Origin of the sequence: Pseudomonas sp. J380, assembly GCF_009827115.1 — a bacterium.
Classification (GTDB): Bacteria; Pseudomonadota; Gammaproteobacteria; order Pseudomonadales; family Pseudomonadaceae; genus Aquipseudomonas; species Aquipseudomonas paracarnis.
Genome location: NZ_CP043060.1, coordinates 3,023,675 through 3,049,362 on the forward strand (window position 1 = coordinate 3,023,675; position 25,688 = coordinate 3,049,362).

Consider the following 25,688-nt stretch of genomic DNA (forward strand, 5'->3'; position numbering starts at 1 on the left):
ACAAACCCTCTTATTGTTCTGTCAGCGTGCGCACATCGACGCCGCTTTCGAGATGCGCCAACTGCGCGTCATCGCTGATGCCAAAACCGATCTGTGTCACCGCCATCGCGGCAATCGCCGTGGCCCGGCGCAAGGTGTGCTCCGGCGTATCGCCACTGAGCAAACCGTGGAGCATCCCGGCCAGCAGCGAGTCGCCGGCGCCCACGGTACTGGCCACTGCCACCTTGGGCGGCGTGGCGTGCAGCGCCGCACCCGGGCGGTACCAGGTCACGCCTGCGGCCCCGTCGGAGACCACCACATGTTCGACGCCTTGCTGATGCAGGCGGCTGATGGCATCGGTGGCGTTACCCAAGGCCTCGGCCAACTCTTCGGTATTGGGTTTGACCAGCCACGGGCCAACCTCCAACCCCAGGCGCAGCGCTTCGCCGCTGGTGTCCAGGGCGACTTTCAAACCGAGGTCCTTCAACGCCTCCAGCAAACCTTTAAACCATTGCGGGCTGACGCCGCGCGGCAAGCTACCGGCCACCACGACCGCATCGAACTCCGGGCCAATGATCGCGACCATCTTGAGCAGCGCTTTTAGCGCCTCTTCAGTCACCAGCGGCCCCGGTGCATTGATGTCGGTGACACGCCCATCCTGTTCGGCAATCTTGATGTTGCTCCGGGTTTCGCCGGGAACCCGGATGAAGGCATCGCCAAACCCACGGCGCTTGATCAGCGCATTGAAAGCCTGGGGGTTGGCACTGCCGAGAAACCCGCCCACGCTGACGTAATGGCCTAGGTCCGCCAGCACTTGCGCCACATTCACGCCCTTGCCCGCGGCGTGGGTGAGCATCGCTTCACTGCGATTGACCTCACCGGGTTGCAGGTGCGCCAGGCGTACCGTGAGGTCCAACGCCGGGTTCAGCGTCAGGGTCAGAATATTCGCCATCTACACGGCCTCCACTAGGGCACGCACTTCGGCGGGCGAACCCACCGCCAGTGCTTGTTGCGCCAGGCCCTGGGCCTCGCTCAGACTGAATTCACGCACCCGCGCCTTCACTTCAGGAATGCTGCGGGCCGACACGCTCAACTCATCCACGCCCAGGCCGACCAGCACCGGCACCGCCAGCGGGTCCGCCGCCAACTCGCCGCACACGCCTACCCATTTGCCGTGGGCATGGGCGGCGCGCACGGTGATGTCGATCAGTTGCAGGACTGCAGGGTGCAAGCCATCGGCCTGGGCCGACAGGGTCGGGTGGCCGCGGTCGATGGCCAGGGTGTATTGGGTCAGGTCGTTGGTGCCGACGCTGAAGAAGTCGACTTCCTTGGCGAGGACCGGCGCCAGCAGCGCGGCTGAGGGCACTTCGATCATGATCCCCAGTTGCAGGTCTGCCACTGGGATCTCCAGGCGCAGGCGCTCGGTCATGTCCCGGGCGGCGCGCCACTCATCCACGCTGCCGACCATGGGGAACATGATGCGCAGCGGGCGGTTGTCTGCTGCACGCAGCAATGCGCGCAGTTGCGCTTCCATGATCTGCGGGCGTTGCAACGTCAGGCGAATGCCGCGCACACCCAGAAAGGGGTTTTCCTCTTCGGCGATCGGCCAATAGGGCAAAGGCTTGTCGCCGCCCACATCCAGGGTGCGCACCACCAACGGGCGACCATTGAGGCCGTCGAGTACGCGACGGTATTCGGCCTCCTGAGTGGCCTCGTCTGGCGCCTGGGAGTGAGCCATGAAAATCAGTTCGGTGCGCAGCAGGCCAATGCCTTCGGCGCCCTGCTCCACTGCGCTGGCCACCCCGGCGCTTTCGCCAATATTGGCGAACACTTCCACGGCGTGGCCGTCACGGGTCAGCGCCGCTTCATGGCGCTGGGCCGATGCGGCTTGCAAGCGCTGTTCGCGGCTGTCGCGCTCCACGGTGGCCCGTTGCAGGGTGGCGGCGTCGGGGTCCACATGCAGGCGACCACGCTGGCCATCGAGCAACAGTGGCGTGCCCGGGTTGAGCAATAACACCGCAGCGCCAGCGCCGACCAAGGCCGGAATGCCCAGGGCGCGGGCGACAATGGCACTGTGAGCGGTGGCGCCGCCCCGGGCGGTGAGAATGCCGGCAACGCGGGCCGGGTCCAGGCGCGCCACGTCAGAAGGGCCGACCTCTTCCATCACCAGGATGTAGGGCTCGCTCGGTTCCTGCACGCTCTGGACGCCGCACAACTGGGCCAGCACGCGGCGGCCGATGTCACGCAAGTCGGCAGCACGCTCGGCCAGCAAGGCATCCTGCAAGGCTTCCTGTTGCTTGGCAGCGGCTTCGATCACGCTCATCCAAGCGGCTTCGGCGCTTTCGCCCTGCTTGAGGCGGGTGTCGACTTCGTCGGTCAGTTCCGGGTCGTCGAGCATTTCCTGGTGGGTGATGAAAATCTCGCGGATGGCCTTGGCCTGGCTACGCTCGATCAAGCCCTGGATATCCGTGCGCACGTCGCTCAAGGCGGTGTGCAGGCGCTGGCGTTCGGCGGCGGCGGATTCACCCCGTAGCGGGTAATCGAACACCTGCGGCACCTGGATATGAGCCGGGCCGATCGCGATACCCGGCGCGGCGGCAATGGCCTGGAGTTGGCTACCGCTCAGTGGCGCGCTGAGCACCGGTTCGATATCGACCTGTGCGGGCTGTGCGCTCACCGTGGGCAAGGGCTCGACCTCTTCGCCAAGGCCCTCTTGCACGGCGGCCAAGAGGGCGGGCAGTGCATCGCCGGCCACCGTCGGCTCGGCCACAAACTCCAGCACCTGGCCACGACGTGCGCCGAGGCTGAGCAACTTGCTCAGGCTTTTGACCGACACGGCGCCCACCGCGCCATCGACGATGCGTACGCGGATATCGCCGTCAAAACTTTTCGCCAATTGCGCCAGGATCTTGGCCGGGCGCGCGTGCAGGCCGTGGGCGTTGGCCAGGGTAATACGGGCGCTGGGCCAGTCCGGCGGCAGTTCACCGCCCAGCACTTCCAGCACCGCGCGGCTGCTGGTGGCGCGTCCCAACTCCTGGCCGCGCCCTTCAATCAGCAAGGCACACAGGCGTTCAAGCAGGGTCTGGTGCGCTTCACCGAGGCTCGCCAGGCAGAACAGGCCGTGCAAGGGCTGGCCGAGGTAACGCATAGGTTTGTCCGGCGTCACAAAGGCCAGGCCCGGACGCTTGACCGTCTGCTCGCTGTGCAACCACCACAGGCCATCGCCCAGGGGCAGCGCGTCGACTTGCTGCAATACGGCGGCAAAGCCATTGCTCACGCAGTCGGCCTGGCGCAGCAGGCGCGCACCGCGCCACACCAACTCTTCAAAATCATCGGCCGACACGCCCAGGCTGATCATCTGCGCATCCAGCGCCAGTTCCTGGGGCGCGCCTTGCAACAGTTTCAACAGCGCTTCGGCACTGCCGGCACGGCGCAACGCCTGGCCCAGGTCGGTTTCACCGAGGGCACGGGTGAGCAGTTGCAACAGGCGCAGGTGTTCATCGGATTTAGCCGCGATGCCAATCGCCAGGTAGACGATCTGGCCATCGCCCCAGTCCACCCCTTCGGGGAACTGCAGCAGGCGCACACCGGTGGAAAACACTTGGTCGCGGGTTTCTGGCGTGCCATGGGGGATAGCAATGCCTTGGCCGAGAAAGGTCGAACCTTGGGCTTCACGGGCTTGCAAGCCACTGAGATAACCTTCGGCAACCAGGCCATCGGCCACTAATTTGTCAGCGAGCAGGTGCAAGGCAGCAGATTTATCCACAGCCAGCTGGCCCATGGATATCTGCTCTACAGTGAGCTCAAGCATGCCGTTCTCCTAGTTAGTGCGACAGGCGCACTAGGTATTGTTGTAGGTAAATATGATCAAAATTAACTGACTGAGCGGTCAATTGGCAGTGGTCACTCAGTAGCGAACATCGTAAAAATACGCTTGCTGAAACGTTTAATCTAGAATTTATGGCAGATTACGCGTTAATTACGCAAGCTTTAAGGGCCACTCGGCGCTTGCTGTGGGACATTGGTCGAATGCTGGAATCGGTTACGATTGGACAAAATGTCGGGGCGAGCGCCAAAAAACAAGGAAATCCCGGTTTGAAACTCAGTGATATCGCACGTCTGGCCGGTGTGTCCGTTACCACCGCCAGCTATGTCATCAACGGCAAGGCCGAACAGCAGCGCATCAGCAACGCCACCGTTGAGCGTGTGCGTGCCGTGGTCCAAGCCCATGGCTTTACCCCCAACCCTCAAGCCGCGGGGCTGCGCAGCCGGCATACGCGGACCTTGGGGTTCATCCTGCCAGACCTGGAAAACCCCAGCTACGCACGCATCGCCAAACTGCTGGAACAAGGTGCACGGGCGCGGGGATATCAGTTACTGATCGCCAGCTCCGATGACGAAGCGGAGAGCGAGCGCCAACTGCTGCAACTGTTCCGGGCGCGGCGTTGCGATGCGTTGTTCGTCGCCAGTTGCCTGCCGGCCAGCGATGACAGCTATCGCGAGCTGCAGGCCAAGGGGCTGCCGGTGATTGCCATTGACCGGGAGATGGAGCCGAACCAGTTCTGCTCCGTGGTCAGCGACGACCACCAGGCCTGCCAGCAACTCACTAGCAGCCTGCTGCAACCGTTGCCCAAGCAGATCGCGCTGATCGGCGCACGGCCCGAGCTGAGCATCAGCCAGGCGCGTACCGCCGGTTTCCGCGATGCGCTGCAAGGCTTTACGGGCGAAGTGATCATCGAACAGGGCGAAGCCTTTAGTCGTGACTGCGGCCGAGAGCTGATGGAGCAATTGCTTCAACGCCTGGGGCATCTGCCGGACGCGCTGGTAACCACCTCCTACGTACTGCTCCAAGGCGTGTTTGATGCGCTGCATGACTTCCCTCTCAAGTCACGCCCCCTGCGCCTGGGCACCTTCGGCGATACCCAGTTGCTGGATTTCCTCCCGCTGCCGGTCAACGCCATGGCCCAACAACATCAATTGATCGCCGAGACCGCCCTGCGCCTGGCCCTGGCCGCCGTTGAAGAAGAACAGTACCAACCCGGCGTGCATGCGATTGGCCGGACCTTCAAGCAGCGTATCCACGAGGCCTGAGCGTGGAGCTGATCGACACCCACACGCACCTGGACTTCGAGGACTTCGACCAGGATCGCACGCACGTCCTCGCCCACAGCCGTGAACTCGGCGTGCGGCGCCTGGTGGTGCTGGGGGTGTACCAGAAAAATTGGCAGCGGCTATGGGACTTGGTGCAACAGGACGAAGGCTTGTTCGCCGCCTTCGGCTTGCACCCGGTGTATCTCGATGAGCATCGCCCCGCCGACCTGCTGGAGCTGGGCGACTGGTTGACGCGCCTGCATGGCCACCGGCAACTGTGCGCCGTGGGCGAAATTGGCCTGGATTACTTTCTTGAACAGTTGGACCACCAGCGCCAGCAACCGCTATTTGAAACCCAGCTGAAACTCGCGGTGGATTTCCAGCTGCCGGCCCTGCTCCACGTTCGCCGCAGCCACGCCGCGGTAATTGCCACCTTAAAGCGTATCCGCCTGCCCAGAGGCGGCATCATCCATGCGTTCGCCGGCAGCGTTGAAGAGGCACGCGAGTACATCAAGCTCGGGTTCAAACTGGGCCTGGGTGGCGCTGCCACCTGGCCCCAGGCCCTGCGCATGCACCGGGTACTGGCCCAATTGCCCCTCGACGCAGTGGTGCTGGAAACCGACTCGCCGGATATGGCCCCGGCCATGTACCCCAACCAGCGCAATAGCCCGCAGCACCTGCCAGACATCTGCACGGCCCTGGCCGAGCGCATGGGTATCAGCCCTCTATTGCTGGCTGAGGCGAGCACACGCAATGCGTGCGAGCTGTTCAACTGGTAGCGCACTGATGGCCTGCAAGTTCAAGGTCATTGTCTGGCGATGACGGGCGTAGCGCACCACCAGCAAATGGATCAACACCGCGACCAGTGAAATGTTGAACTGCGCGATGACACTGAGCAGCCCCAGCCACTCGGCGACCAAGGCCACCAGCAAGGTCGCGCACGTCAGCATGATCATGCTCGGCCGCACCAGCGCCCATTGGTCCAGGGCCCTGAATTGGCGCAACTGCTTGACGCAGCCCAACTGCAACCCGCAGTGGCAATACATACAGTCAAACGGCACATCGATGGCGATGGCGTTCAGTTGCCAAGGCTTGAGTTCAAACGTCATGTTGCACTGGGCGCAGTGCCCCCTGATACCGATTGCGGCGGCCATCGTTTTGTCCCCTCGTGACCGTGACGGATGAAATAAATTTTCACCTATTCACGCCCCGATAAAAGACGCATCGGTAAATCAAGACATGGGCCACAGGCCCCGTGGTTCAGCCCTTCAGAACCGCCCTACACCCGAAACGCACCAATCAATTGCTTCAACTCAACCACCTGGGTTGCCAGTTGTCGACTGGCCGCTTCCGTGTGCTGGGCGCCTTGCGCTGCATGCTCGCCAGCAAGGTTGATTTCGACAATGTTCTGGTCGATGTCGTGGGCGACCGCCGTTTGCTGCTCCACGGCGGCGGCGATTTGCTGGTTCTGATCGACGATCATCCCAACTGCCCCCAAGATATTTTCCAAGGCTTGCTGGACTTTTTCCGACTGCCCCACCGTGCCATTCGCCATTTCATGGCTGCTGCCCATGGCCTTCACCGCCGCGCCCACGCCGCTGTGCAAGCGGCTGATCATCTGCTCGATTTCCTCGGTGGAGTGCTGGGTGCGCCGAGCCAGGGTGCGCACCTCGTCGGCCACCACCGCAAAACCACGCCCTTGGTCACCGGCGCGCGCGGCTTCGATGGCCGCGTTGAGCGCCAGCAGGTTGGTCTGCTCGGCAATGCTCTTGATCACTTCCAGGACGCTGCTGATGGACTGGCTGTCGGCAGCCAGTTGGTTGATCACCCGCACCGATTCGTCAATCTCCGCCGCCAGGCGGGCGATGCCGCCTTGCTGGGATTGCACCAGCGCACGCCCGGTGACCGTTTCATCATTGACGCTCTGGGCACTACTGACCGCCGCCGCCGCGCTGCGCGCGACCTCTTGGGCAGTGGCGGACATCTGGTTCATCGCGGTCGCCACTTGTTCGATCTGGCTGCGCTGGCCGGACACCGCCTGGTTACTCTGTGCCGACACCGCCTGCACCTGGCCGGCCTGCAGCTCCACCTGGCTGACCGTATGCCCAACACGTTCGATCAGGTCATGAATCTTGGCCACGGTGCCATTGAACACCTGGCCCAAGTCGCCCAGCTCGTCGCGGCTTTGAGCAACGAAGGTGACCGTCATGTCACCAGCCGCCACTTTGTCCATCATCGCCCCCAGGCGGCGCAAGGTGGTACGAGTGGAGACAAAAAAACCGGCATAGAGATAGAAAATCAACGCAAACACCGCCGCCAGGGCCGTGACCAGCAACACCATGTGCAGGCGGTTTTGCGCCAGGCGTTGCTGCAACTGCTGCCCGAGGAACGCCAGGGTGGCGTCATCCAATTGATAGGTCTTGGCCATCAACTGGCTGACGCCGTCATAAAAACCCTGCCAAGACGTATCGAGGGTCTCGGCCATCACCACCTGCTCTTCAAAAAACTCGCTGCCTTGCTTGAGGCTGACCTGGCTGGCTTGCGCCGAAACGTCGAGGGCTGCATGCGCGGCCTGGCTGGCGCCCAACGCGTCCTGCAGCTTCAAGCCATATTCCCCGTGGAGTTTTTCCAGCTGCTGCAGCAGTTCGTCAAAACGGGTGCTGGAGGATGAATTGATGAAGCCCTGCCCCAGGGAGTACGCGCCCATCGCACGGCCTTCGCCCAAGGCCTGGGTGACTTGAGGGGTGACGGTGGTGACCAGGTCGCTGAGCTGGCGCAGATCACTTTGCGGATCACGGCTCAAGCCGGCTTGGCTGGCAATGATCTGGCTGAACATCTGGGCCTGGTTGAGTAACTTGCCGATCAACGCCGCTTTGTTGAGCAACGAGGTTTCCTGTTGCTGGGCCTTGAACGCAGCGATCAGCTCATCGCGCTTACTGTCGAAGACGGCAACTTGCTCGGGCTGGGTCGCGATGGCGCGCAAGCCTTGCAAGCGCTCCACCACACTGGCTTCCAAGGCGCTGATCCTGGTCTCCAGGTCTGCTGCTTTGCCGGACTGGCCGAGGGTGGCATTGATCTCTACCTGGTTGTTGAGGGTTTCCAGATCGCGGCGCAACGCCAGGCTGCTGCCGAGCAGGTCGAGACTCTGCAGTTCGACCCGGGTGCCCTGGTATTCGCGCCACGAATCGCGCACCAGGTAATAGTTGGTCGCCAGCATCGGCAGCAGGAACAGCACGCTGATCAGGCTGAACTTCATGCCGAAGCTCAGGCGGTTCATCAGCGCGACGGCGGGATAGAGCAAGCTCTTCACAGGTGACCTCCCCTTCTTTTATTTTTATTGAGGCGCAGGGCGGCGGCAGATAGCCACTATTTGGCGCGCTATCTGTATAGCTCAATTCGAAAGGGAGTTTTGTAACGTAAGGTTAACGGCGTGTCTGGAGGCCAAATGTGGCAAGGGGAAAGCCCTAACGCCATGTAGGAGCGAGCTTGCTCGCGAAAGACTCACAGACGCCGCGTTTATTCAGGACGCACGCGTTATCGTTGACGTTTTTCGCGAGCAAGCTCGCTCCTACCATCAGGGCAACACCGTCCAGATGGCAAACCCGGCATACCACAGCACCGCCGCACGCAGCAGCAGCTCCCACAGGCGATCCAGGCTGTTGATGCCATCGGCCCCCACCACTGGCGCAGGAATTTCCGCGGCGGCCAGGCCGACTTTTTCCACCAACTGTGCCGCGCTGATGTCCCAGCTCAACAGTTCGTGAAGCATCACACGGCTGACCCCGACGAAATTGCCCACCAAGGCAAAGCTGGCCGCCAGCAGGCGTACCGGCAACCAGTCAAATGCGTGGCGCAATTGCGTGGCGCGCTCGGCCACCAACGGGTTCTGGCTGTTTTCACTGGCCAGCGCCAACAGGCGGTAGGCCAGGGCGGCCACCGGGCCCAGCAGGAAATACCAGAAAATCACCGCGAAAAAGCTTTGATACGCCTGCCACAGCAGGTAGCCCTGGACGCGCTCCAGCAATTGCTCGCCACTGTCGGCGCCAAGTTTGAGGTCGCGTTCGGCCACATGCTCGGCCGCTTGCAGGTCACCGCGCCGCCAGGCGTCGCGAAACGGCCCCAGCCCCGCCAATAGATCGCCACGGCCCAGGCTGTAGATCACCACCAGCAAGTGCACCGGCAATGCCAACAGGCCATAGGCCACCGGTTCCAGGACCAGCAACAACAATGCCAGCAATGCCACCGGCAGCAGCACCAATATCAGCAGGATCAACCAAGGGCGCTTGCCCATGCGCGGGCTCGATTCCAGCTTGGCCAGCTCACGCAGCCATCCACCGTCGCGCTGCAACCGCAGGCGCAGGGCCGAGAACTTCTCGATCCACACGGCCAGCACCAACACCAGGAAACTCATCGTTCGTGTCCTCCATCCTGCAGGGCGCTGCGAAAGCGCGCCCAATCAAAAGCGGGGCCCGGGTCGGTCTTGCGCCCCGGAGCGATGTCGCTGTGACCACAAATACGTTGGCGGGTGATATCTGGGTATGCGGCCAGCAGTTGGCGTGTCAGGTCGATCAGCGCCGCATACTGGGCATTGGTAAACGGTAGGTCATCCGTGCCTTCCAGCTCGATTCCCAGAGAAAAATCGTTGCAGACCTCGCGCCCTTCAAAGACGGAAACACCGGCATGCCAGGCACGGTCGCGGCACGAAACAAATTGCGTCACAGTGCCGTCACGTTCAATCAGAAAATGCGCAGACACTCGTAGGCTCGCGATCCCTTCAAAATAGGGATGCTCTGAGATATCCAGGCGGTTCTGGAAAAATTCCTGCACCTTGCCGGTGTTGAACTGCGCCGGGGGCAAACTGATGTTATGCACCACCAACAGCGAGATTTCGCCTTCAGGGCGCTCGTTGAAGTTGGGCGAAGGGCAATGACGAATGCCCTGGCACCAACCGCTGGCGGGGTCCAACTGCATACAGGCTCCTTGAATGATAAGAGGTGTGACCAGTATGCCGCGTTCCACCCTGCGGTTGCGATCACTTGCCGCGATTGAGTTGCCGCAGGTTGTCCACCACCGCTGCCAGCGCACGCTCGAACAGCGGGCCATCATCCAAGGCGTGCAGGACGCCCTGCTTGAACGCCAGCGCTAACTGGCCCGCGCTTTTCTCCAACACTTTGAGGCCCGCGCGGCTGACAAAAACATAGGTATCGGCGGGCGGCATGATGGCGGTCAATTTGCAGCGCAGGGTACCGGCTTCATTTTGCTGCAGCGCTACCCAGGTACCGGCTCGCAACTGCTTGGCTTTGAGCAGGTCGGGGTCATCATGGGGCAGTGGTTCGTCGGCACCCGGCGGGCCAGCCCCCAGGATAAAAGGCTCACGGACTTCAACCAGCACCTCGTCGTCGAGCGGCTGAACATGCATGGCCTGCAACCGCAGGAAGAACTCGCGGGTACTGAAAGGATCGAAGGCCGCACCGGCCAACCCGTCACGCAAGGCCTTGAGCAGCCCGGGTAATTGCTCGAGCAAACGCCGGCCCGCTTCGGTGTCTTCACGCAGGCCGACGCTCCAGATCAATTCATCCACGGTGCGCAGCGCCGCCTGCCACTGCAGCGATTGTTCACCGTGCTTGAGAACGGCCACTAACAACACCTGGCTCCAGGCCTGCTGCACAAATTGCAGCACCGATGGCGGCAAGGTTTTGCCCACGAGCCGCCGATTGAGCACGTGCGCCACACGCTGGCGCGCCACCTCGACCTGCAGGCGCTCTTGCTCGGCGTCACGGGTGTGTCGCTCAAGTCGCTCGCTGCGCTTGCGCTCCTGGGCTATGAATGCGCTGAACGTGGTGAGCAACTGGGAGAAAATCGCCGGGTCTTCGACGAACTCATTCAGCACACGCTGTACGAGTTGCTCGATACACAGATAGAGGTTGTCCCGTGGGTGGTCATGGGGCGGGCTCCAGCCGATGACGGCACTCGCGATGTCATTGAGCAAGCGCCGCGCCGGATGCTCTGCGCAACTGAACAGGCTCTTGTCCAGCACCGCCACTTTCAGCAGCGGGATCTGCAAGCGAGCGATCAGCGCCTTGAAAGCGTCCGGCACACCGCTGTCATCGAACATGAACTCAAACAGCATGGCGACCAGATTGGTCACATCTTCGTCTGCCTCTTCTAACACCCTCGACTTGCCGCTTTTGACGCTGCCCCGGGTCAGCAACTGTTCCAGCTGGTTGCGCAGGTCGAAATCGTCCTCGCCACCGGGCTCCGGGACATATTGCTGCAAATGCGACAACAGCCGTAGCAGATCGCGGGTGGCAATCGGCTGCGGCTCGGCACTGGCTTCAAGGGTCGGGGCCACGCTGCCACGCACGGCTACCAGTAACTTTTGCAAGGCACTGAACGCTTGCTGGCCGCTTTTGTCCAGCGGCCGATCGGCCACCGCTTGGCTGGTGTAATGCTGGTGCTCCCGGGCCTCGCGCCCCCCAGCTCGACGGGACGGGACCGTCTTGAGTTGCGGCAATACGCCGGTGGCGATCAGCAATTGGTTGGCCTCGCCATACAACAGGTCGGCATCACTGAGCACGTATTTCTCAAACAGCTTGAGCATGACCAGCTTGACGCGAATCTCCACCCCCAGGCTGCGCCCTGCTTGCAGGAAAAACTCACAAAGCCGCGCAGGGCCCAAGGGGTTTTCAGGGTCCTCCAGGCGCCTGCCGAGCAGTTCACTCAAGCGTGCGTCCAACTGCCCCAGGGCCAAGCCATCACGATGCCGCACCCGACCGAGCATCGCCTCCAGAGCCACGGCTTTTTCCACGTCATCCGCGCTGGTGCCGGGTGCCGCCTCATAAGACACCAGCGGCACCAGGTGTGCACCGCTGCACCGGGCCTGGCCCAGGTTGGCGAACGCCACAAACAGCTGCTCCATGAACACGCGCTCGAAGTTCTTGCGCTTGAGGCGCAGGTCGCGCATGGCCTCGAAAAAAATATGATGGTCGACGGTGCTACGGGCCTTTTCGGCCATTTCGAACAGGGTGTCGTCGGCGTTATCGAACAGTTCCTGCAAGCCTTGCTGCAGCTGTTGCGCAGCCTTGTCACGCACCTGCAGCAACACCACCGGCAGGCGCGCGAGCGGCGATGGCGTGGCCTGTGCCCTGTTGATAGGCACCACCTTCCCGTCATTGTGCATCCTGGCCTCCTGAAACGGCGGTTTTGAGCGGTGGAGAGACGGAGCGCAGGCCCGGCAGGCACTGCAAACACCCGATCACCACCAGGACGTCAAAGCTATGACGCCAATTGCAAGGCGCGAGATTATCTTGCAAACGAGGGCAGTTGCGCCAGCACACTCTGACTTTGTGCGGTAAATGAGTGGCTAGCCTGGGTTAGAACGCACGCTGGCCCTATAATCGAGGCACTTTGTTTGTGGAGCCTGTTATGCCGAACCTCCGTCTTGCCGACCTCACCGCCGAAATCGAAGCCAACGTGCGCCGCGCACTGCTGGAAGACATCGGCAGTGGCGACATCACCGCGCAGTTGATCCCGGCCGAACGGCTGGCCAAGGCCACGATCATTACCCGTGAGGCGGCTGTTATCGCCGGCACGGCGTGGGTGGATGCGGTGTTTCGTCAACTGGACCCACGGGTTGCTGTGCACTGGCAGGTGGCTGATGGTGAACGGGTGAGCCCCAACCAGGCGTTGTTCCACCTTGAGGGCCCGGCCCGCTCGCTGCTCAGTGGTGAACGTAGCGCGTTGAATTTTCTGCAATTGCTGTCAGGGGTTGCCACCCGTGCGCAATTTTTGGCGGACTTTGTCGCCAGCACCCAGGTCAAGCTGCTGGACACCCGCAAGACATTGCCCGGCCTGCGTTTAGCGCAGAAATATGCGGTGACCTGCGGCGGTTGCCACAACCACCGTATCGGGCTGTATGACGCGTTCCTGATCAAGGAAAACCACATCGCCGCCTGCGGTGGTATTGCCCAAGCGATCACCGCCGCCCACAAGATTGCCCCGGGCAAGCCGGTGGAAATCGAAGTGGAAAGCCTGGAGGAATTACGCGAGGCCCTGGCGGCGGGTGCCGACATCATCATGCTGGATGAACTGAGCCTGGAAGACATGCGCGAAGCCGTGCGCCTGAACGCAGGCAAGGCCAAGCTGGAAGCCAGCGGCGGGATCAATGAAACCACCTTGCTGCCTATCGCTGAAACCGGCGTGGACTACATCTCCATCGGCGCGATGACCAAGGATGTGAAGGCGGTGGATCTGTCGATGCGCCTGAGCATCTGAGAAACCATGCAGGGCCGGGCGATTGTGGCGAGGGAGCTTGCTCCCGCTGGAGTGCGCAGCGCTCCCAAACCGTTCATCGACGTACACCTGATGTATTTCGATTATCCAATTTGGGGCTGCTTCGCAGCCCAGCGGGAGCAAGCTCCCTCGCCACAACAAGCCCGCCGTGCCTAGACCACCAGATTATTCATCTCGCAGTACTCGTCCCAATCGACACCCAGCACCTCGGCCGCCTCTTTGTGCAAGGCCAACCGCGCGGCTTCGAACTCTTCCGGCGTCGAGGTGTACTTGAGGGTCAACTCCCAAGGCTGGTAGCCCTGACTCTCGGCCTCATCTTCGAATGCCCACTGAATCTGGTCGCGCTGATCGTCGGCACTCAGGTCCTTGATCTCTTCTTTAAGCTGCGGCGTCGCTTCAAGGTAATGCTTGAGCGCTTGTTCGTGCCGTGCTTCCTGGGTCATCTCAGTCGTGGTCATGTCGTTCTCTTAGATCGAGGAATGGGAATGCATCTGGGTCTTCAAGGTTGCGCAGATACAAAAGAGCGGGGGCAAATGCCCGGCTCACCTGGCCTTCAGAACCATTCTGGGATCATCTGAAAACATTGCCGTTGAAACAGTGGTGCCTGTGGTGCCGAGACAGGAATCGAACCAATCGAGCCCGACTCAGTAAAAACGGTAAGACTTGTAGCTAAAAAAGAAAAATAGGTACTCATTTAGGAACTCAGTAAAAACTGAGACGTGCCGTCAGCCTTTACTGCCATGCCAAACCAGCTTAGCCCAGCTGCTGCGCTTGGGCCACTGTTCCATCATCACGGTCAGAATGAACATGCATTCGTCCTAGGGAAGATTCCTAGCCCTCCCGGCATGACCTGGATTGGGCTGAACTTTTTCTCCCCCCTTGAGCAGGTTTATGGCGGTCTGCTGGCCGCCGCTGTTGCAAGGTAAAGTATCCATAATCATTCATGTGATAATGTCCTTTATCAAATACAGGAATGGACGTCCTCGATGAAGTTAGATAAAGATTTGGTACGCGAAATTTTGTTGGCCATTGAAGCCAGCGACAAAACCCCTGACTCTTGGATTGACCTCGCTCTCGAAAGTCACAGCAATGATGAGGTTTCCTATCACGTGATGCTCCTGCACGAAGCGGGATTCATCGTGGCGCAAGATCTTTGCTCAATAAGTGACTTTGATTGGCGGCCAAAACGACTCACGATCAGAGGCCATGAGTTCCTCGATACCATTCGAGATCGGGAGGTTTGGCGTCTGACCAAAGCTGGCGCGGAGAAAGCCGGTGGAGTAAGCCTGGCGGTGATGCTGGAAATAGGCAAAGCATACGGCAAGCAAGTGCTCAAGGATCGCTTGGGGATCGATCTTCCATGAACAGTCCCTTCCTACGAACTGGTCATAGCGCGTCCCGACGCTATTCAGCTAAGCCTGCGGGCGGGCCCATAGGCGAGAGCTATTATTATCGAACACGCCAAAATCAATCATAAAAACTGGCAAAACCAGATAGTAGGCTAGTGATTTTAAACATAGGCGCCCCCATGATATTCGGCACAACTTATATTTATGCAACGAATTTAAATCATAACGGGTTCGCTAGACCTTCGGACTCTATGTTTTTTGACAGATCATGAAAAAATCCAGCACCTATAGAGGTGACCAAATCTGTAGATCACTACTGCAAAAAGCTGTCCGGCGAGGAGCTGTAGATGTTGCGGAGAGCGCAACAATTCACCTTATCCAAAAGGGAGAGACAGTATGGCTCAAAAACAGATTAGGCGTTATCACGTTTGAAGAAACCTGGACACTCACAAAAAAACTTCACTTCACAACAAATGAAGAGCTTCTCATAAAGCAATATAAGGAGCTCGCAAGTTCATCAAAAAATAAAAATGCAGCGGGCTTAGGAAGCCTAGGATATGAGCTTTCTAAAGGAACCGGGTCAATACTAGCAAAAAATGAACCCACAAATAAGCACATTAAAATTATCGCGGAGGCAGTTAGACGCCCTGATGATTTCTGGCGCTGGGCAAGACAGTTAAAATCAGACGAAGAGGGATTTGAATTCTTAGAAAAAGCCGAATCCGGATTCAAGCTGGCTGGATGGCCATGGGATAAAGCATTTGCTATTGCAAGTGCCTACTTGTTTGTAACGGATGATGTACCAGTACTAACAACGTTCAATTCATTACCCCCTGTTAACTTTCCCTTTTGGGTGGCCATAGACAAGCATACATCTATAGGAAAAAGGGCACTAGCAAAATGCGCAGAAAAATTCAATCTCGATAGAACCACTCTTGGATGGATTCAGTTTTATTTTGAAAGTGCGAAATGCGCAAACCTTCAACCTTCTCCATGGTGGGAAAGAGAAAAGTCCTGGCGATTAGAAACAGAAGGCGTAGGTCGCGGCAAAGCCGAAACTATCTGGCGTGACAGTTCAAGCTTTTTACATGAACTACTAGCACCCCAAGAGACCGCATTAAAAAACGAGTTAGAAAACTCCTCAAACCTGTATCAATCAACTCTTAAAAACCAAGGCAATCTCATCTAGCAGGGAGCAAACCATGACCATAAAAGACAAAGCAGAAATTGAAAAAATTGTAAAATCACTAGAAGATCGAAATGCTCTTCTATACCACGCCTGCCAACTTAAGGACTTCAGATCATACATCCGTCTAGGAGGAATCCCTTCCAGAAACAAACTTCTGAATAGCAAATTAGATTTTACGGTATTCGATACTGATAATATTGATAAAAAAAATGACGTTTGGAATAAAGTTTTCGGGAATTTTTCAGATTTCGGTCGCGAGTTCACAAAAGAAACGTCCAACTCTCAGCCTAATCCGTACGGACCTATTCAGATTGTGTTCAAGCCTAACGCTTTGCGATCCACGTCCGACTTATCTATCTCATTGAGATCAGCAGGCGCTCGTGATTTTGACAGAGAAAAAGAATCCATCAAGAATTCTCAAGAATTTAATATGATATTCCAACACATAGACCCCGAACAGGCACCAAGCGCAAGCCAAAAGAAAAACATTGCTTTTTCAAATGAGTTGAATACCCGCTTCAAAAGAACCAACTGCTTTTCACCGGAGTTCAATTGTGCAACCGCCAACGAAATATTAAGCTTTGACGACGCGGTTTATATCGTAGTGGATGCATGCCAGTATAAAGGTCAAGACTTATTTAATGAGGTTAATGCTCTGACTAACAAAAAGGTATTCACCAGAGACTACCTTTGCCTAAAAAAGAAAGCAATAATTACAGAACTATCGACGCTTTCCGCGACCAGGAACTGCACAAAACAAGCGCTTTTATCTGGAGATTTTGCAAGTGAAGAACTCAAAGTATGGGTTAGCGCTCGCAATGACTTCCACTATGATAGATTCATCACCTATCTGACAAATGGAACAACGCGTGCGTAGCGATAACAGCTTAGAGATTAACAGCTGTTAGCGTTCTCTCACCGAGAGATCAGGGTACATACTAAGCTGGTGCGGCCTCACGATTCATGGTCTGGCCCTGATCGCTCTGCACGCATAACCACTGTGGCCGAAAGCGGCGATCATTAACAGTTGCTTGCCACCAGAAGGAACATATAAAAATAGAAATAAAAGTCTACAATTTAACGGGACTTCTTTAAAATCGATAAGTGGTGCTAGGCATGAGTTAAACCTATTAAAACAGTAGCAATCTTAAATTGAGCCTTGATGCTTTATCTGAAAAAGATCAAGCTGAAGATCTTCAGACTCCCTCTCATGAAAAAGGTAGCACTTAGCCTCCTCAACAGTTTTCCAGCGAGCTGAAACACAATAAGAAAACAGCTCTTCTTCTTTCTTCTGCAAATAGTGAAGAGCGTCCTCATCTAAATACTCATCAATAAAGCACATTAATCGTTCACCTGGAACTAACTGCCACAATACTAGCCTTCGAATGGCTCGAACAAGATTCCCCATGGGAGATGGGTTAGGCCGCAAGTTGATTTCAAGCGTTTTAGTTCTTAAGCGCTCAAGGTAGTCATCGTGACATATCAACTTTCTCTCCCACAAGTCATACGCAACCGCATCCCAATCAAAGAATGTACCAAGCAAAACATCTTCCAGCGTGTGCATTGGGACATGCTTTTTTGCCCATGTAGTTTCTAGAGCCCAAAAGTCAATTTTCCAAGGCCCACTCTTATATCCATAGCCTCCAAATCGATTAGGCGTAGCACTAAGCTTTTCAGCCAAAAGCGCTACTTCCTCTTTAGAATCGTGAATCACTAAATCTACGTCAGATCTAAAACCTGTTCGCCCCTCGCGAGCAAAGTCACGAACAAGCCCCCCTATGACCGCGACTCGATCAAAGGATCGAAAGTTAGACTTCAAAACGGCCTGCAAAGCTTCCATCTCTCCAGACTTGTTGGCCCAAAGATATCGATCCAATCGGCGCTTTAAAGCTGACTTATTAGGCGCAATTGCCATCAGGCATAACCTCAATATCTTTCCAGAGACGCATGGCAAAAGTATCAGTCATTCCTGATACCATATCTGTAAGCAAGCGAAGTTCACGATAGCGCAACACCGAAGCGACCGTTGATGAAGTTATACATTTGTCAGCTTGTTCAATATAGTTTGGACTTATCAAGGAGAATACATACTTCGCACGAGCACCCATTCGCTTTGATCGAATCTCATCAAACTTTTCACGACAGGAAATAGCCTCCCATAGCACAGTCATCAAACCGTCGATGGCCTGTGAACCTAAGGCCTCCATACGCAGTACAGATGAATGATTGAAAGCATTTTGCCGCGCAATTTTCTTCAGCTCGTCGCAAAGCCGACTGTCATCCATCAAAGGTTTTATTGATTTGAAACCAAAAATTGCAGGCACATTTTCTACAAATGTTTTGCTCGCGTGTTCAATTAGACTTTCTATAAGGTAAGCTCGTAGATATTCAATCTTAATATCGCGTTGAATTTCGGGAGAAAACAGACGAGACTCAATTTCTCCAAATTTTTCTTGAGTTTTACCAATCACGCCATCTGCTCTAAAGTTTTGGCGAAGTATAACGAGCACATCATCTGGAGACATAATCCCTTTTTTGAGGACATCATCAACATCCAGAACGGAGTAAGCTATATCGTCACACGCCTCCATAATCCAAGTCAGTGGATGACGCTGCCCTTCCCCCAATCCGGTCTGTTTTCTAATCCAGTCAACCAAGTCCTTTTCCGACTCGAAATAACCACCTTTTTTTCTAACTGGATCATCTTTATCTCTGTTTAAGTAACTTACAGGATATTTCAGTCCTGCGGCCAAGGTAGCAGCAGACAAGTCAAGACCAAGCCCGTCAATATGTGTCTGCAGTCTGGTTAAAAGACGAAGGCTCTGTGGATTTCCATCAAACTCAACAAACTCAGGCCAGTACTCCTCTGGAACTGGAGCTTCCAGGAGGTCCTCATCCTTCTTGATGTTAGTAAAAATCCAGTCTTTGCGTTGCTCAAACCAGCGGCCAATAGCAACCTCACCTTGGTGCCCAAACGGAGGGTTACCTAAATCGTGTCCGAGACCTATCGACAGAAGCAGAGGGTTAATCATCTCAGCGAGACTATCGTCACCACAGCCATTCTGCCTGAAAGCGTCACGAGCGCCCTTGTACGCGCGAGCGCCAATCGAGCGTGCCAGGTTGGAAACCTCATGGGAATGCGTCAAACGAGTACGCACTCCATCATTCTCTTCCATGGGCCAAACCTGAGTTTTATCAGCCAAGCGACGAACCGGAGTCGAGAAAAGCAAACGATCATAGTCTTGCTGAAACACCGAACGATGTGTGAATGCGCTAAGGCTGGATGAATCTCCCATAAGCCCTTGCTCAGTGGTCCGTTTAGCCATTCCGTCCCCCGTGGTATGTGTGCGAGGACGGCGAGATTCGGACCAAATGCTTGGGGTTACTGGTTTTTCTTCCATGGATACTTTTTCCAGAAGGCTACGGTCAGGATTGCGGCGAACATTACCATACTGAGCACCACAGCCAAGCGCGCAGCCCCCCCTAACCGACAAGCTGAAGCGCGAGCGCGAGCGCCCTTCCTATTTCGCGTAAATTTAATGTAGATTTTTCTAGCATATCTTCCCATTTGTTGGTCGATAGCAGCTCTTCGCTCCAAAATGGTTCGTCGCTCTATTCCTAAATTATGCGACACACGTATTGGACCTTGGTCTACTGTCTGCGCGCTGTCGCATAAGTATGTCGCAAGTGATAATTTACCTGCGATAACTTATGCGACAGGTGCGCGATGCAGACCTCAGGACAGCTAATTGGATACGCCAGGGTTTCGACGCAAGCTCAAGATCTAGAGCAGCAGCGACTTACCCTAGGGCAAATTGGATGCAAGCGGATCTTTGAAGAAAAAGTCAGTGGGGCCAACCGAGACCGTCCGGAACTGAGCCGACTGCTTGATCATCTGCGGCCAGGCGATGTGCTGATCGTAACCAGATTGGATCGATTGGCTCGCTCAACAACTGACTTGCTCCATATTGCAGAGCGGCTCAAAAACGTAGATGCAGGCCTACGCTCTATTGCAGAGCCTTGGGCGGATACCACCTCACCAGCAGGTCGCATGGTGTTAACGATCTTCGCAGGGATTGCTGACTTTGAACGGTCACTGATTGGCGAGCGCACCAGCGCCGGGAGAGCAGCGGCCAAAGCTCGCGGCGTTCGGTTTGGTCCTAAACCGGTACTCACACCGGAACAGATCAGTCATGCGCGGCAATTGATTGCCGAAGAGCAACGGCCTGTTGCAGAGGCAGCCCGTCTATTGGGGGTTCATAGAGCGACGCTGTATAGAGCACTGTCCAAGTAGTGCGCGCCGCCCGTGCTTTAGATTGATTTGACAAAAGACGGCAAACGGCGAGCGCTCTTGGACATTCGACGATCACATAGCTGGTGTAGCTTTTTTTAGACAAGCTCCCGCCGTTCCAATGTAGATAGCTTTTCTCAGATTTTCCAAGAGATCAGCCTCGCTAACCTTCCCGCCCCGAACACTTGTGAGCTCCGCGTTCGTTAGCCAGAGATGCCCTTGCTTGCTTTTGTTCGGAACCACGGTGATTACAATATCCACCGCTGGACTTCCCGTGAACACGCCAGGCACCTCCGATTTAGTGAAATTGAAGGTCAGCTTATGCTCGTCCGTTGCAGATGCGCTTTGGGCACTCGTGATAGGGGCTCCGGCCCTTGAAGCGATTGGAAATTTAGCGGTATACGAAGCGACACCGTTGTGAACCTGCTTGGTAATCTCCAAAAAGTATTGTTCTCGATCTATGACGCTGGACGGCGTAGTGCATTCCTCGCCCTCAGTGGCGAAATACCTTCCCTCGAACGCGTAATCGTCCTGCCAGCATCCAGTTACGGACGCTGATACCATCGCCAGTAAAGCCAATTTCCATTTCTTCACCCTGCACGCTCCTTACCACAATATGCCATTGTTCTATTTAATCCTCGCCAATGCCCCGGCCCGAACCAAATGCATTGAGCTGCTGCACAAATAGTTGGCTGCGGAATTCGTCCAGGCATAAGAGCGCCGGCATCCAGTACAGGCGGATCACAGAACCCTCCGACGCCACAATGACCCGACGCGCTGTCGCCTGCTTCCACGACCAGGAGGGAAACATTGCGGAGAGCACAACGAGCTCTTGAAGATCGGCGCACATCATGGGTTGCGCTCGCTTTTAGAGTCCAGCCGCTCAAGCCACTCGGCCAAGCCCCACAACCCTGCACCGAGCACCGCCAGGACGATGATCAGCCATAGGGGAACCAAACGGTGCGCCCCCAGATAAAACCCCGCCCCAGCGCACACAACAGTGACCAGCATCTGCTTCATACCCACCTCCACGCTCATGTGAACCTGAAGTTACCTTTCCTCAGGGCGTGTCATGGCACTCCGGTAAAAAATGCTCAGTTCCCCTGCTGGGAACTGGGGATGCCGTGATGATTTTTTTTGGAGCCCCATGGTGCGCAGGCGATACTACGAGGCGCCGCAGGATATAAGGATGAACCTCAACGGTTCGTCTGTGATCGCAAATGATCTGTCACTGGTGCGGCAGTGACTCCGTTAGTTGGCCGGCGGACACATCGAAGGTAGCGCTAGGCTTCGTGGGACTTTTTAAAGGCGATCTGAAGTGGCTCACTTGCATGCCAATGGTAAAGCTGTGCGGCTAGATACCGAGGCGATGCGAAAGCGGAGATTTGCGAGGGTATGCAGGCTGCGCTTGTTGCCTGAGGAATGGGGGCTTGTGCAGATGAGCCCCACTGACTGTGACGTCATCATCTGCACCAGGGCGGTCAACGCCGCCCCTCCTGCCCAAACTCTATTTTTTAGGTTTCGGAGGGTTTAGCGACCGCCGCGCCCCCTGACTGGGGCGAGGCGGTGGAATCGAGCTAGGCCCTACCGGATTAGCAGGCCGAGGGACTGATGGAGATTCTCCAGAACCTTTCTGAAGATTTGAACCACTTCCACGTCCAGACGAGGCAGCTGTTCCCATCCCCGCCAACCTTGAACCCAACATGGCGACGCCAACCGCTTTCATGGCGAAGCGACCAGCATCGCTAGCTGTAGCCACAGCGCCTGAAAGGCTGCCTGCTAGCCCTCCCAACGAAACACCAAGCATACTCGAAGTAACCCAAGTGGAGAGGCCAAGCGATACAGCAGCTACGGCTGACATCAAACCACGAAGCCCATCGTAATCAGCCCCTACTCCAGTCCACCCACTGGCAGCTCCCGCCTGCGCTACAGCTACAGCGGCCATGGTTTGCGAGATCGCAACAGTGATCATCTGCGCGGTCATCACCGCGATGACCGGCAAAAGAAGCAGGGAAAACCAATTAACAAGTATCTTACCTCCCCGCAGAGGTGCTAGCAGCAGGAAAAGCGGGGCGAGGATTAAGACAATCCAAAATAACCAAGCCGACATGATGACATATCCAGGCAGGAGCGTTTGCAGATCCAGCCATCCACTGAAATTTTTGAACATTTGAGCGGCGGCCAAGATCCCTCCGGCGACCTCGCTGCCCTCATGCGATGCGCCTGTCGTTCTCTCTAGAGAACGAGCCATGAATCGTTGCCACGCCACTGCGGTACTTACGGCTCCCACCTCAGCGCTGACTCGCTGCCCACCCGCGATGACCTCACCTGATTCGCGCAATGCTTGATAGGCCTGCTCCGCCCCCATCTGCGCAATCTGGTAAGCCTCGACACAGCTGGATGGTCGAAACATGATTCCTTGATCATCTCCGACAATTGACGATTTCTGACTTGGTAATTTGCTGATCGGCAAATAGGATGGAGTTGCCTCCGATTGACCCGCGAGTCTTGCAGCCCAGTGTGCTTGCGTCGGCAATGCATAATTGCTCCCCATGAACGGGCCAGCAGACTCCAAAGCACGGATACCGGCTTCCCGGCGTGACTGGATGGCTCTCTGGTCGAGCATGTGCTCCAAACCAGTTCGAGCAGCTCCGCCGCCCAGCAGGTAGGCGCCCCAACCGCCATTTTCCTCAGCCGAACCAAACACGTAAGTCCACGTACCACCAAGAGTGGTACGTGCCTGCGCAATGAGACCGACTTCTTTATCCGGAATCCCGAGGCCGCCACCGCCCATCAAGCCAATGGCATGTAATGCCTCCACTTTGGCTGCATGCTCGGGCCCTGCTAGCTCAGCCGGTGCTGGGGCACAACTTGCGTTGTAATCCCTGATAAGCCTGGCCAGATCGCTACCCGCGAACACATCCGCTGAGCGCCCAACCATATTGTCGATTGCCGCCTGCGCCGGGACGATTGTGCCGGCCACTGTCTGGTCGCTCAAAACCTGATCGAATGCCTGCCGATACATCACGTGTATCGCCATGACAATTTTAAGCGGAACCGCTTGGACCTCGACCATTTGCACTGATGCACTACTCGGAAGCGTGACAGTCGCCGGCCGCATGCCGTACCCCAGAACCAGGAAAATTAAGATACCTGCAAAGAATGTACGGCTCGCACTCTCACCGAGACGCAGCACAACCAGCAGCAACCAGCCAAATCCCACGACTCCGATTAGCTCAGTGCTCGTCTCATTGAGTGCTACAAATAATGGTTCGGTAGCGGTCATGATCGTCAGTGCCACGTTTTCCCACAGTCCGAACACCCAGTTGAACCCAGCAAAGTCCTCTGCCGTCGCTACACTCATTAGGCTGCCCGCCGCCGAATTATCCAGTTACGCAGGGCCAGACCAATTCTGGCGGCCCACAAGCCCAACCAGAGCAAACACAGTGCGAAACCTAGCAGGATGAAATATTGGGCCGCCGGCGCTGCCAACAGATCGCCTGTGCGCTGAACGGCATCGTACTGCTCCACCACGTGCTGACCGTATGGCGGCATAACTGCCGCAGCGACCAAGTGCAGTAGGCCAAGGATTGGTCCGAGGACAACGCCTGCCCTGCCTACGCACTTTGTGACAAGAGGCATCCGTAGGTGCATTGAATCCAGAAAATTCCTCAGTTTCATGCTCACATCTCTCCGGTAATAGGGCTGAATAACCTCCAGCCTATCGATCCCCCTTTTGCATCTCCACTCAACCCGATGTAGTTACTATCGCCGCACTTTTTGGCGCCTCTGCGCCCGCTATGTAACGCGCCTAAAAGGCGCTTTACATAGCGGGCGCGCTCGACCATTTAGATTTGACGCAACAAAAACAACGCAGCGACATTGCGTTGTTTGCCAATCCCCATTTTCGTAAGCTGATCAGGCACCAAACCGTACTGCCCGGCAGTCCCGTTACCCGTGTGATTCATGGGTTGGGACAGTGGCAGTGGGCTCGGCCTGCGTCATCGCGGACAGTTGCCCATCGGCCACACCTGCGTCATCGCGTGTGTGACCGGCCTGACGCCGACTACGTGTCGGAACCATCAACGCACAATCACCTAAGGAGAAAAAACAACCCAGCATGGTCAGCCAGACCTAATGGCAACCGAACCTGAGCGGACATTCAGGAACTCACTCGGAGACTCCGAGTAGGCGCGAACAGTCCCCGCCGGCATCTGATGCAAAGGGGGGCGAACAGGCACACAACGAACCATCTACGGATGGTGTGTCGCTGAACCGGCAACGGTCAGGAGTTCTTACATCTGATAGAGAGAATCCCATGAGCGAATTCGATGCGCAGAGCATTACTGCACGCCTCAAGGCCGAATCTAGGATTCGGAGAAAACCCCGAACCTATGCCCAACGTCGCTCATTGCTGGATAACTACAAGTACGAGCTGTTGCAGCTTGATTCAGCAGGTTGCAATGGCAGCGAACTGCAACGCTGGATAGCGGAGAAAGGCATCAAGATCCAACGCTCGACAGTGCACCGATGGCTACATCGGAATCGCCAGAATGGCTAAGTTTGCCAAGCCTGCGAAACAAGCCGCGTCCGTGATGAAAAGCCTCCAAGGCACCCACATCCGCTCAGTCGGCACCGTTCGCAACTATGAGCAACGTTTGGTGCGCATTACCAGTTACCTTCAAGAGCATCGACTAGGCAGCCTCCGTGAAATGACACCTGCTCGTGCTCTTGAATACCTCCAGCAACGTGCAACCGTCGTTGGTCAGAAAACCTTGGACATGGAGCGCCAAGCCCTCCAAGCCATGATGCAGCATGTCACTCATCAGCTACCACCAGGACAAACTTTGGAGGTAATCAGGAGCACCGCTACAAGTCGCATGGGAACGACAAACCATCCCACTTTGGGTCGCAGGCTTGCTGATCAGGCAAGAGCATACAACCGCGAGCAAATGACATTGATTGCAGCTCGCCAAGCTCCGCATAACGCACTGGCGACAGAGATTGCGCACGCCGCCGGCCTTCGTGCTCATGAGTTACTCGGCCTTCGCAGAACGCACCAACGTGTGCCGGATCAACGTCCGGCGCATGGAATGAAGTTTTCAGGGATTCGCGAGACGACTATCAGCTATACCGTCCACGGCAAGGGCGGGCTAATCCGCGAAGTACGTATTCCGATTCCCCTAGCCCAACGGTTGGAAAGAACACGGTTGGCAGAGCCACGAATCGTTAAAGATCGAGGAATCAACTACCAACAGTTTTACGGGATTGGCGGCGGTCAGCCCTGGAGCAAAAGTGTTAGTGCAGCCTCCAAAGGAGCGCTCGGCTGGTCGAACGGCGCACATGGACTGCGGCATACCTACGCCCAAGAGCGCATGGCGACATTGCAACGCCACTTAACGCGAAAACAGGCTCTGGCGGTGGTTTCACAGGAAATGGGCCACTTCCGGCCGGAAATTACAGAGGTCTATCTGCGTTGAGAATAAACATCGACCCT

The 25,688-nt window shown here is 56.7% G+C and carries 22 protein-coding genes and 2 pseudogenes; 9 read left to right on the plus strand and 15 right to left on the minus strand.

Features of this window, described 5'->3' with window-relative positions; translation table 11 throughout:
• Positions 1 to 10 precede the first annotated feature (10 nt).
• Both pfkB and ptsP read right to left on the minus strand, forming a co-directional pair.
• Positions 11 to 931 (minus strand): 1-phosphofructokinase, encoded by a 921-nt coding sequence (gene pfkB / locus FXO12_RS13615; RefSeq protein ID WP_054896898.1) that lies wholly within the window; start codon positions 929 to 931, stop codon positions 11 to 13.
• Positions 932 to 3,790, minus strand: coding sequence for a phosphoenolpyruvate--protein phosphotransferase (gene ptsP / locus FXO12_RS13620; protein WP_057976818.1), 2,859 nt, complete (start codon positions 3,788 to 3,790; stop codon positions 932 to 934).
• Between the two features lie 284 nt (positions 3,791 to 4,074).
• Here ptsP and cra point away from each other — a divergent pair, with 284 nt between their 5' ends.
• A complete protein-coding gene (cra, locus tag FXO12_RS13625; protein ID WP_057976816.1) occupies positions 4,075 to 5,070 on the plus strand; it encodes a catabolite repressor/activator in 996 nt (331 codons plus the stop codon).
• 2 nt (positions 5,071 to 5,072) lie between these two features.
• Positions 5,073 to 5,849: a TatD family hydrolase gene (locus tag FXO12_RS13630; RefSeq protein ID WP_057976814.1), complete on the plus strand. Its 777-nt coding sequence runs from the start codon at positions 5,073 to 5,075 to the stop codon at positions 5,847 to 5,849.
• Here FXO12_RS13630 and FXO12_RS13635 read toward each other — a convergent pair.
• The 6 genes and pseudogenes from FXO12_RS13635 to FXO12_RS13655 all read right to left on the minus strand — a co-directional run bounded on the left by FXO12_RS13635 (position 5,796) and on the right by FXO12_RS13655 (position 12,250).
• The gene (locus tag FXO12_RS13635) at positions 5,796 to 6,224 is read right to left on the minus strand and encodes a hypothetical protein (RefSeq protein WP_054896896.1); all 429 of its coding nucleotides are present in this window, start codon (positions 6,222 to 6,224) and stop codon (positions 5,796 to 5,798) included. The two genes, FXO12_RS13630 and FXO12_RS13635, sit on opposite strands and share 54 nt — an antisense overlap.
• 125 nt (positions 6,225 to 6,349) lie before the next feature.
• A pseudogene (locus tag FXO12_RS29400) lies at positions 6,350 to 6,922 on the minus strand (methyl-accepting chemotaxis protein); the annotation flags it as partial.
• Positions 6,923 to 7,255: 333 nt separating this feature from the next.
• A pseudogene (locus FXO12_RS29405) lies at positions 7,256 to 8,347 on the minus strand (methyl-accepting chemotaxis protein); the annotation flags it as partial.
• A 297-nt stretch (positions 8,348 to 8,644) separates the two neighbouring features.
• Complete coding sequence (ampE, locus tag FXO12_RS13645; RefSeq protein WP_054919386.1) at positions 8,645 to 9,481, minus strand: regulatory signaling modulator protein AmpE; 837 nt, start codon at positions 9,479 to 9,481, stop codon at positions 8,645 to 8,647.
• Positions 9,478 to 10,041 (minus strand): 1,6-anhydro-N-acetylmuramyl-L-alanine amidase AmpD, encoded by a 564-nt coding sequence (ampD, locus tag FXO12_RS13650; RefSeq protein WP_057976810.1) that lies wholly within the window; start codon positions 10,039 to 10,041, stop codon positions 9,478 to 9,480. The genes ampE and ampD overlap by 4 nt, the downstream gene beginning before the upstream one ends.
• Before the next feature lie 61 nt (positions 10,042 to 10,102).
• On the minus strand, positions 10,103 to 12,250 hold the full coding sequence (locus tag FXO12_RS13655) for a DUF1631 domain-containing protein (RefSeq protein WP_057976807.1): 2,148 nt from the start codon (positions 12,248 to 12,250) through the stop codon (positions 10,103 to 10,105).
• A gap of 245 nt (positions 12,251 to 12,495) precedes the next feature.
• Between FXO12_RS13655 and nadC the strand changes: the two genes are divergently transcribed.
• A complete protein-coding gene (nadC, locus tag FXO12_RS13660; protein WP_034126256.1) occupies positions 12,496 to 13,344 on the plus strand; it encodes a carboxylating nicotinate-nucleotide diphosphorylase in 849 nt (282 codons plus the stop codon).
• 170 nt (positions 13,345 to 13,514) lie between these two features.
• Here the strand turns inward: nadC and FXO12_RS13665 are convergent, their stop codons facing one another.
• Positions 13,515 to 13,820, minus strand: coding sequence for a DUF6388 family protein (locus tag FXO12_RS13665; RefSeq protein WP_034126255.1), 306 nt, complete (start codon positions 13,818 to 13,820; stop codon positions 13,515 to 13,517).
• A gap of 528 nt (positions 13,821 to 14,348) precedes the next feature.
• Between FXO12_RS13665 and FXO12_RS13670 the strand changes: the two genes are divergently transcribed.
• The 3 genes from FXO12_RS13670 to FXO12_RS13680 all read left to right on the plus strand — a co-directional run bounded on the left by FXO12_RS13670 (position 14,349) and on the right by FXO12_RS13680 (position 16,777).
• Positions 14,349 to 14,726 carry a DUF2513 domain-containing protein gene (locus FXO12_RS13670; protein ID WP_160049687.1) on the plus strand — a complete coding sequence of 126 codons (378 nt, stop codon included), beginning with the start codon at positions 14,349 to 14,351 and terminating at the stop codon, positions 14,724 to 14,726.
• Positions 14,727 to 14,979: 253 nt separating this feature from the next.
• Positions 14,980 to 15,900 carry a hypothetical protein gene (locus tag FXO12_RS13675; RefSeq protein WP_160049688.1) on the plus strand — a complete coding sequence of 307 codons (921 nt, stop codon included), beginning with the start codon at positions 14,980 to 14,982 and terminating at the stop codon, positions 15,898 to 15,900.
• 13 nt (positions 15,901 to 15,913) lie between these two features.
• On the plus strand, positions 15,914 to 16,777 hold the full coding sequence (locus FXO12_RS13680; protein WP_160049689.1) for a hypothetical protein: 864 nt from the start codon (positions 15,914 to 15,916) through the stop codon (positions 16,775 to 16,777).
• 270 nt (positions 16,778 to 17,047) lie between these two features.
• On the opposite strand, the gene FXO12_RS13685 is transcribed toward FXO12_RS13680, so the two are convergent.
• Together FXO12_RS13685 and FXO12_RS13690 are read right to left on the minus strand one after the other, a co-directional pair.
• Positions 17,048 to 17,815 (minus strand): hypothetical protein, encoded by a 768-nt coding sequence (locus FXO12_RS13685; protein WP_160049690.1) that lies wholly within the window; start codon positions 17,813 to 17,815, stop codon positions 17,048 to 17,050.
• Complete coding sequence (locus tag FXO12_RS13690; protein WP_160049691.1) at positions 17,799 to 19,301, minus strand: deoxyguanosinetriphosphate triphosphohydrolase family protein; 1,503 nt, start codon at positions 19,299 to 19,301, stop codon at positions 17,799 to 17,801. The genes FXO12_RS13685 and FXO12_RS13690 overlap by 17 nt, the downstream gene beginning before the upstream one ends.
• Positions 19,302 to 19,627: 326 nt before the next feature.
• On the opposite strand from FXO12_RS13690, the gene FXO12_RS13695 reads away from it, so the two are divergent.
• Positions 19,628 to 20,194 carry a recombinase family protein gene (locus tag FXO12_RS13695; protein ID WP_160049692.1) on the plus strand — a complete coding sequence of 189 codons (567 nt, stop codon included), beginning with the start codon at positions 19,628 to 19,630 and terminating at the stop codon, positions 20,192 to 20,194.
• A gap of 72 nt (positions 20,195 to 20,266) precedes the next feature.
• On the opposite strand, the gene FXO12_RS13700 is transcribed toward FXO12_RS13695, so the two are convergent.
• The 4 genes from FXO12_RS13700 to FXO12_RS13715 form a co-directional block, all read right to left on the minus strand.
• Complete coding sequence (locus FXO12_RS13700) at positions 20,267 to 20,785, minus strand: hypothetical protein (RefSeq protein WP_256678960.1); 519 nt, start codon at positions 20,783 to 20,785, stop codon at positions 20,267 to 20,269.
• A 37-nt stretch (positions 20,786 to 20,822) separates the two neighbouring features.
• A complete protein-coding gene (locus FXO12_RS13705) occupies positions 20,823 to 21,044 on the minus strand; it encodes a hypothetical protein (RefSeq protein ID WP_160049693.1) in 222 nt (73 codons plus the stop codon).
• The gene (locus FXO12_RS13710) at positions 21,041 to 21,211 is read right to left on the minus strand and encodes a hypothetical protein (RefSeq protein WP_160049694.1); all 171 of its coding nucleotides are present in this window, start codon (positions 21,209 to 21,211) and stop codon (positions 21,041 to 21,043) included. Before FXO12_RS13710 ends, FXO12_RS13705 begins: the two co-directional genes overlap by 4 nt.
• Before the next feature lie 487 nt (positions 21,212 to 21,698).
• Positions 21,699 to 23,555: a hypothetical protein gene (locus FXO12_RS13715; protein ID WP_160049695.1), complete on the minus strand. Its 1,857-nt coding sequence runs from the start codon at positions 23,553 to 23,555 to the stop codon at positions 21,699 to 21,701.
• A 954-nt stretch (positions 23,556 to 24,509) separates the two neighbouring features.
• Between FXO12_RS13715 and FXO12_RS13720 the strand changes: the two genes are divergently transcribed.
• Together FXO12_RS13720 and FXO12_RS13725 are read left to right on the plus strand one after the other, a co-directional pair.
• Positions 24,510 to 24,752 carry a hypothetical protein gene (locus tag FXO12_RS13720; RefSeq protein WP_160049696.1) on the plus strand — a complete coding sequence of 81 codons (243 nt, stop codon included), beginning with the start codon at positions 24,510 to 24,512 and terminating at the stop codon, positions 24,750 to 24,752.
• Entirely contained in the window at positions 24,745 to 25,671 is a 927-nt protein-coding gene (locus FXO12_RS13725; RefSeq protein ID WP_178119862.1) for a site-specific integrase, read from the plus strand. The genes FXO12_RS13720 and FXO12_RS13725 overlap by 8 nt, the downstream gene beginning before the upstream one ends.
• The last annotated feature ends 17 nt before the right edge of the window (positions 25,672 to 25,688 follow it).

Excerpts from the sequence above, each read along its gene's own strand:
- pfkB (WP_054896898.1), bottom strand. The coding sequence starts at position 931 with ATGGCGAATATTCTGACCCTGACGCTGAACCCGGCGTTGGACCTCACG.
- FXO12_RS13685 (WP_160049690.1), bottom strand. The coding sequence starts at position 17,815 with ATGGCAATTGCGCCTAATAAGTCAGCTTTAAAGCGCCGATTGGATCGA.
- FXO12_RS13720 (WP_160049696.1), top strand. The coding sequence starts at position 24,510 with ATGAGCGAATTCGATGCGCAGAGCATTACTGCACGCCTCAAGGCCGAA.
- ptsP (WP_057976818.1), bottom strand. The coding sequence starts at position 3,790 with ATGCTTGAGCTCACTGTAGAGCAGATATCCATGGGCCAGCTGGCTGTG.
- FXO12_RS13670 (WP_160049687.1), top strand. The coding sequence starts at position 14,349 with ATGAAGTTAGATAAAGATTTGGTACGCGAAATTTTGTTGGCCATTGAA.
- FXO12_RS13725 (WP_178119862.1), top strand. The coding sequence starts at position 24,745 with ATGGCTAAGTTTGCCAAGCCTGCGAAACAAGCCGCGTCCGTGATGAAA.
- FXO12_RS13705 (WP_160049693.1), bottom strand. The coding sequence starts at position 21,044 with ATGATGTGCGCCGATCTTCAAGAGCTCGTTGTGCTCTCCGCAATGTTT.
- FXO12_RS13655 (WP_057976807.1), bottom strand. The coding sequence starts at position 12,250 with ATGCACAATGACGGGAAGGTGGTGCCTATCAACAGGGCACAGGCCACG.
- FXO12_RS13680 (WP_160049689.1), top strand. The coding sequence starts at position 15,914 with ATGACCATAAAAGACAAAGCAGAAATTGAAAAAATTGTAAAATCACTA.
- FXO12_RS13695 (WP_160049692.1), top strand. The coding sequence starts at position 19,628 with ATGCAGACCTCAGGACAGCTAATTGGATACGCCAGGGTTTCGACGCAA.
- ampD (WP_057976810.1), bottom strand. The coding sequence starts at position 10,041 with ATGCAGTTGGACCCCGCCAGCGGTTGGTGCCAGGGCATTCGTCATTGC.
- FXO12_RS13675 (WP_160049688.1), top strand. The coding sequence starts at position 14,980 with ATGAAAAAATCCAGCACCTATAGAGGTGACCAAATCTGTAGATCACTA.
- nadC (WP_034126256.1), top strand. The coding sequence starts at position 12,496 with ATGCCGAACCTCCGTCTTGCCGACCTCACCGCCGAAATCGAAGCCAAC.
- FXO12_RS13665 (WP_034126255.1), bottom strand. The coding sequence starts at position 13,820 with ATGACCACGACTGAGATGACCCAGGAAGCACGGCACGAACAAGCGCTC.
- FXO12_RS13715 (WP_160049695.1), bottom strand. The coding sequence starts at position 23,555 with ATGAGTGTAGCGACGGCAGAGGACTTTGCTGGGTTCAACTGGGTGTTC.
- FXO12_RS13710 (WP_160049694.1), bottom strand. The coding sequence starts at position 21,211 with ATGAAGCAGATGCTGGTCACTGTTGTGTGCGCTGGGGCGGGGTTTTAT.
- FXO12_RS13690 (WP_160049691.1), bottom strand. The coding sequence starts at position 19,301 with ATGGAAGAAAAACCAGTAACCCCAAGCATTTGGTCCGAATCTCGCCGT.
- ampE (WP_054919386.1), bottom strand. The coding sequence starts at position 9,481 with ATGAGTTTCCTGGTGTTGGTGCTGGCCGTGTGGATCGAGAAGTTCTCG.
- FXO12_RS13635 (WP_054896896.1), bottom strand. The coding sequence starts at position 6,224 with ATGGCCGCCGCAATCGGTATCAGGGGGCACTGCGCCCAGTGCAACATG.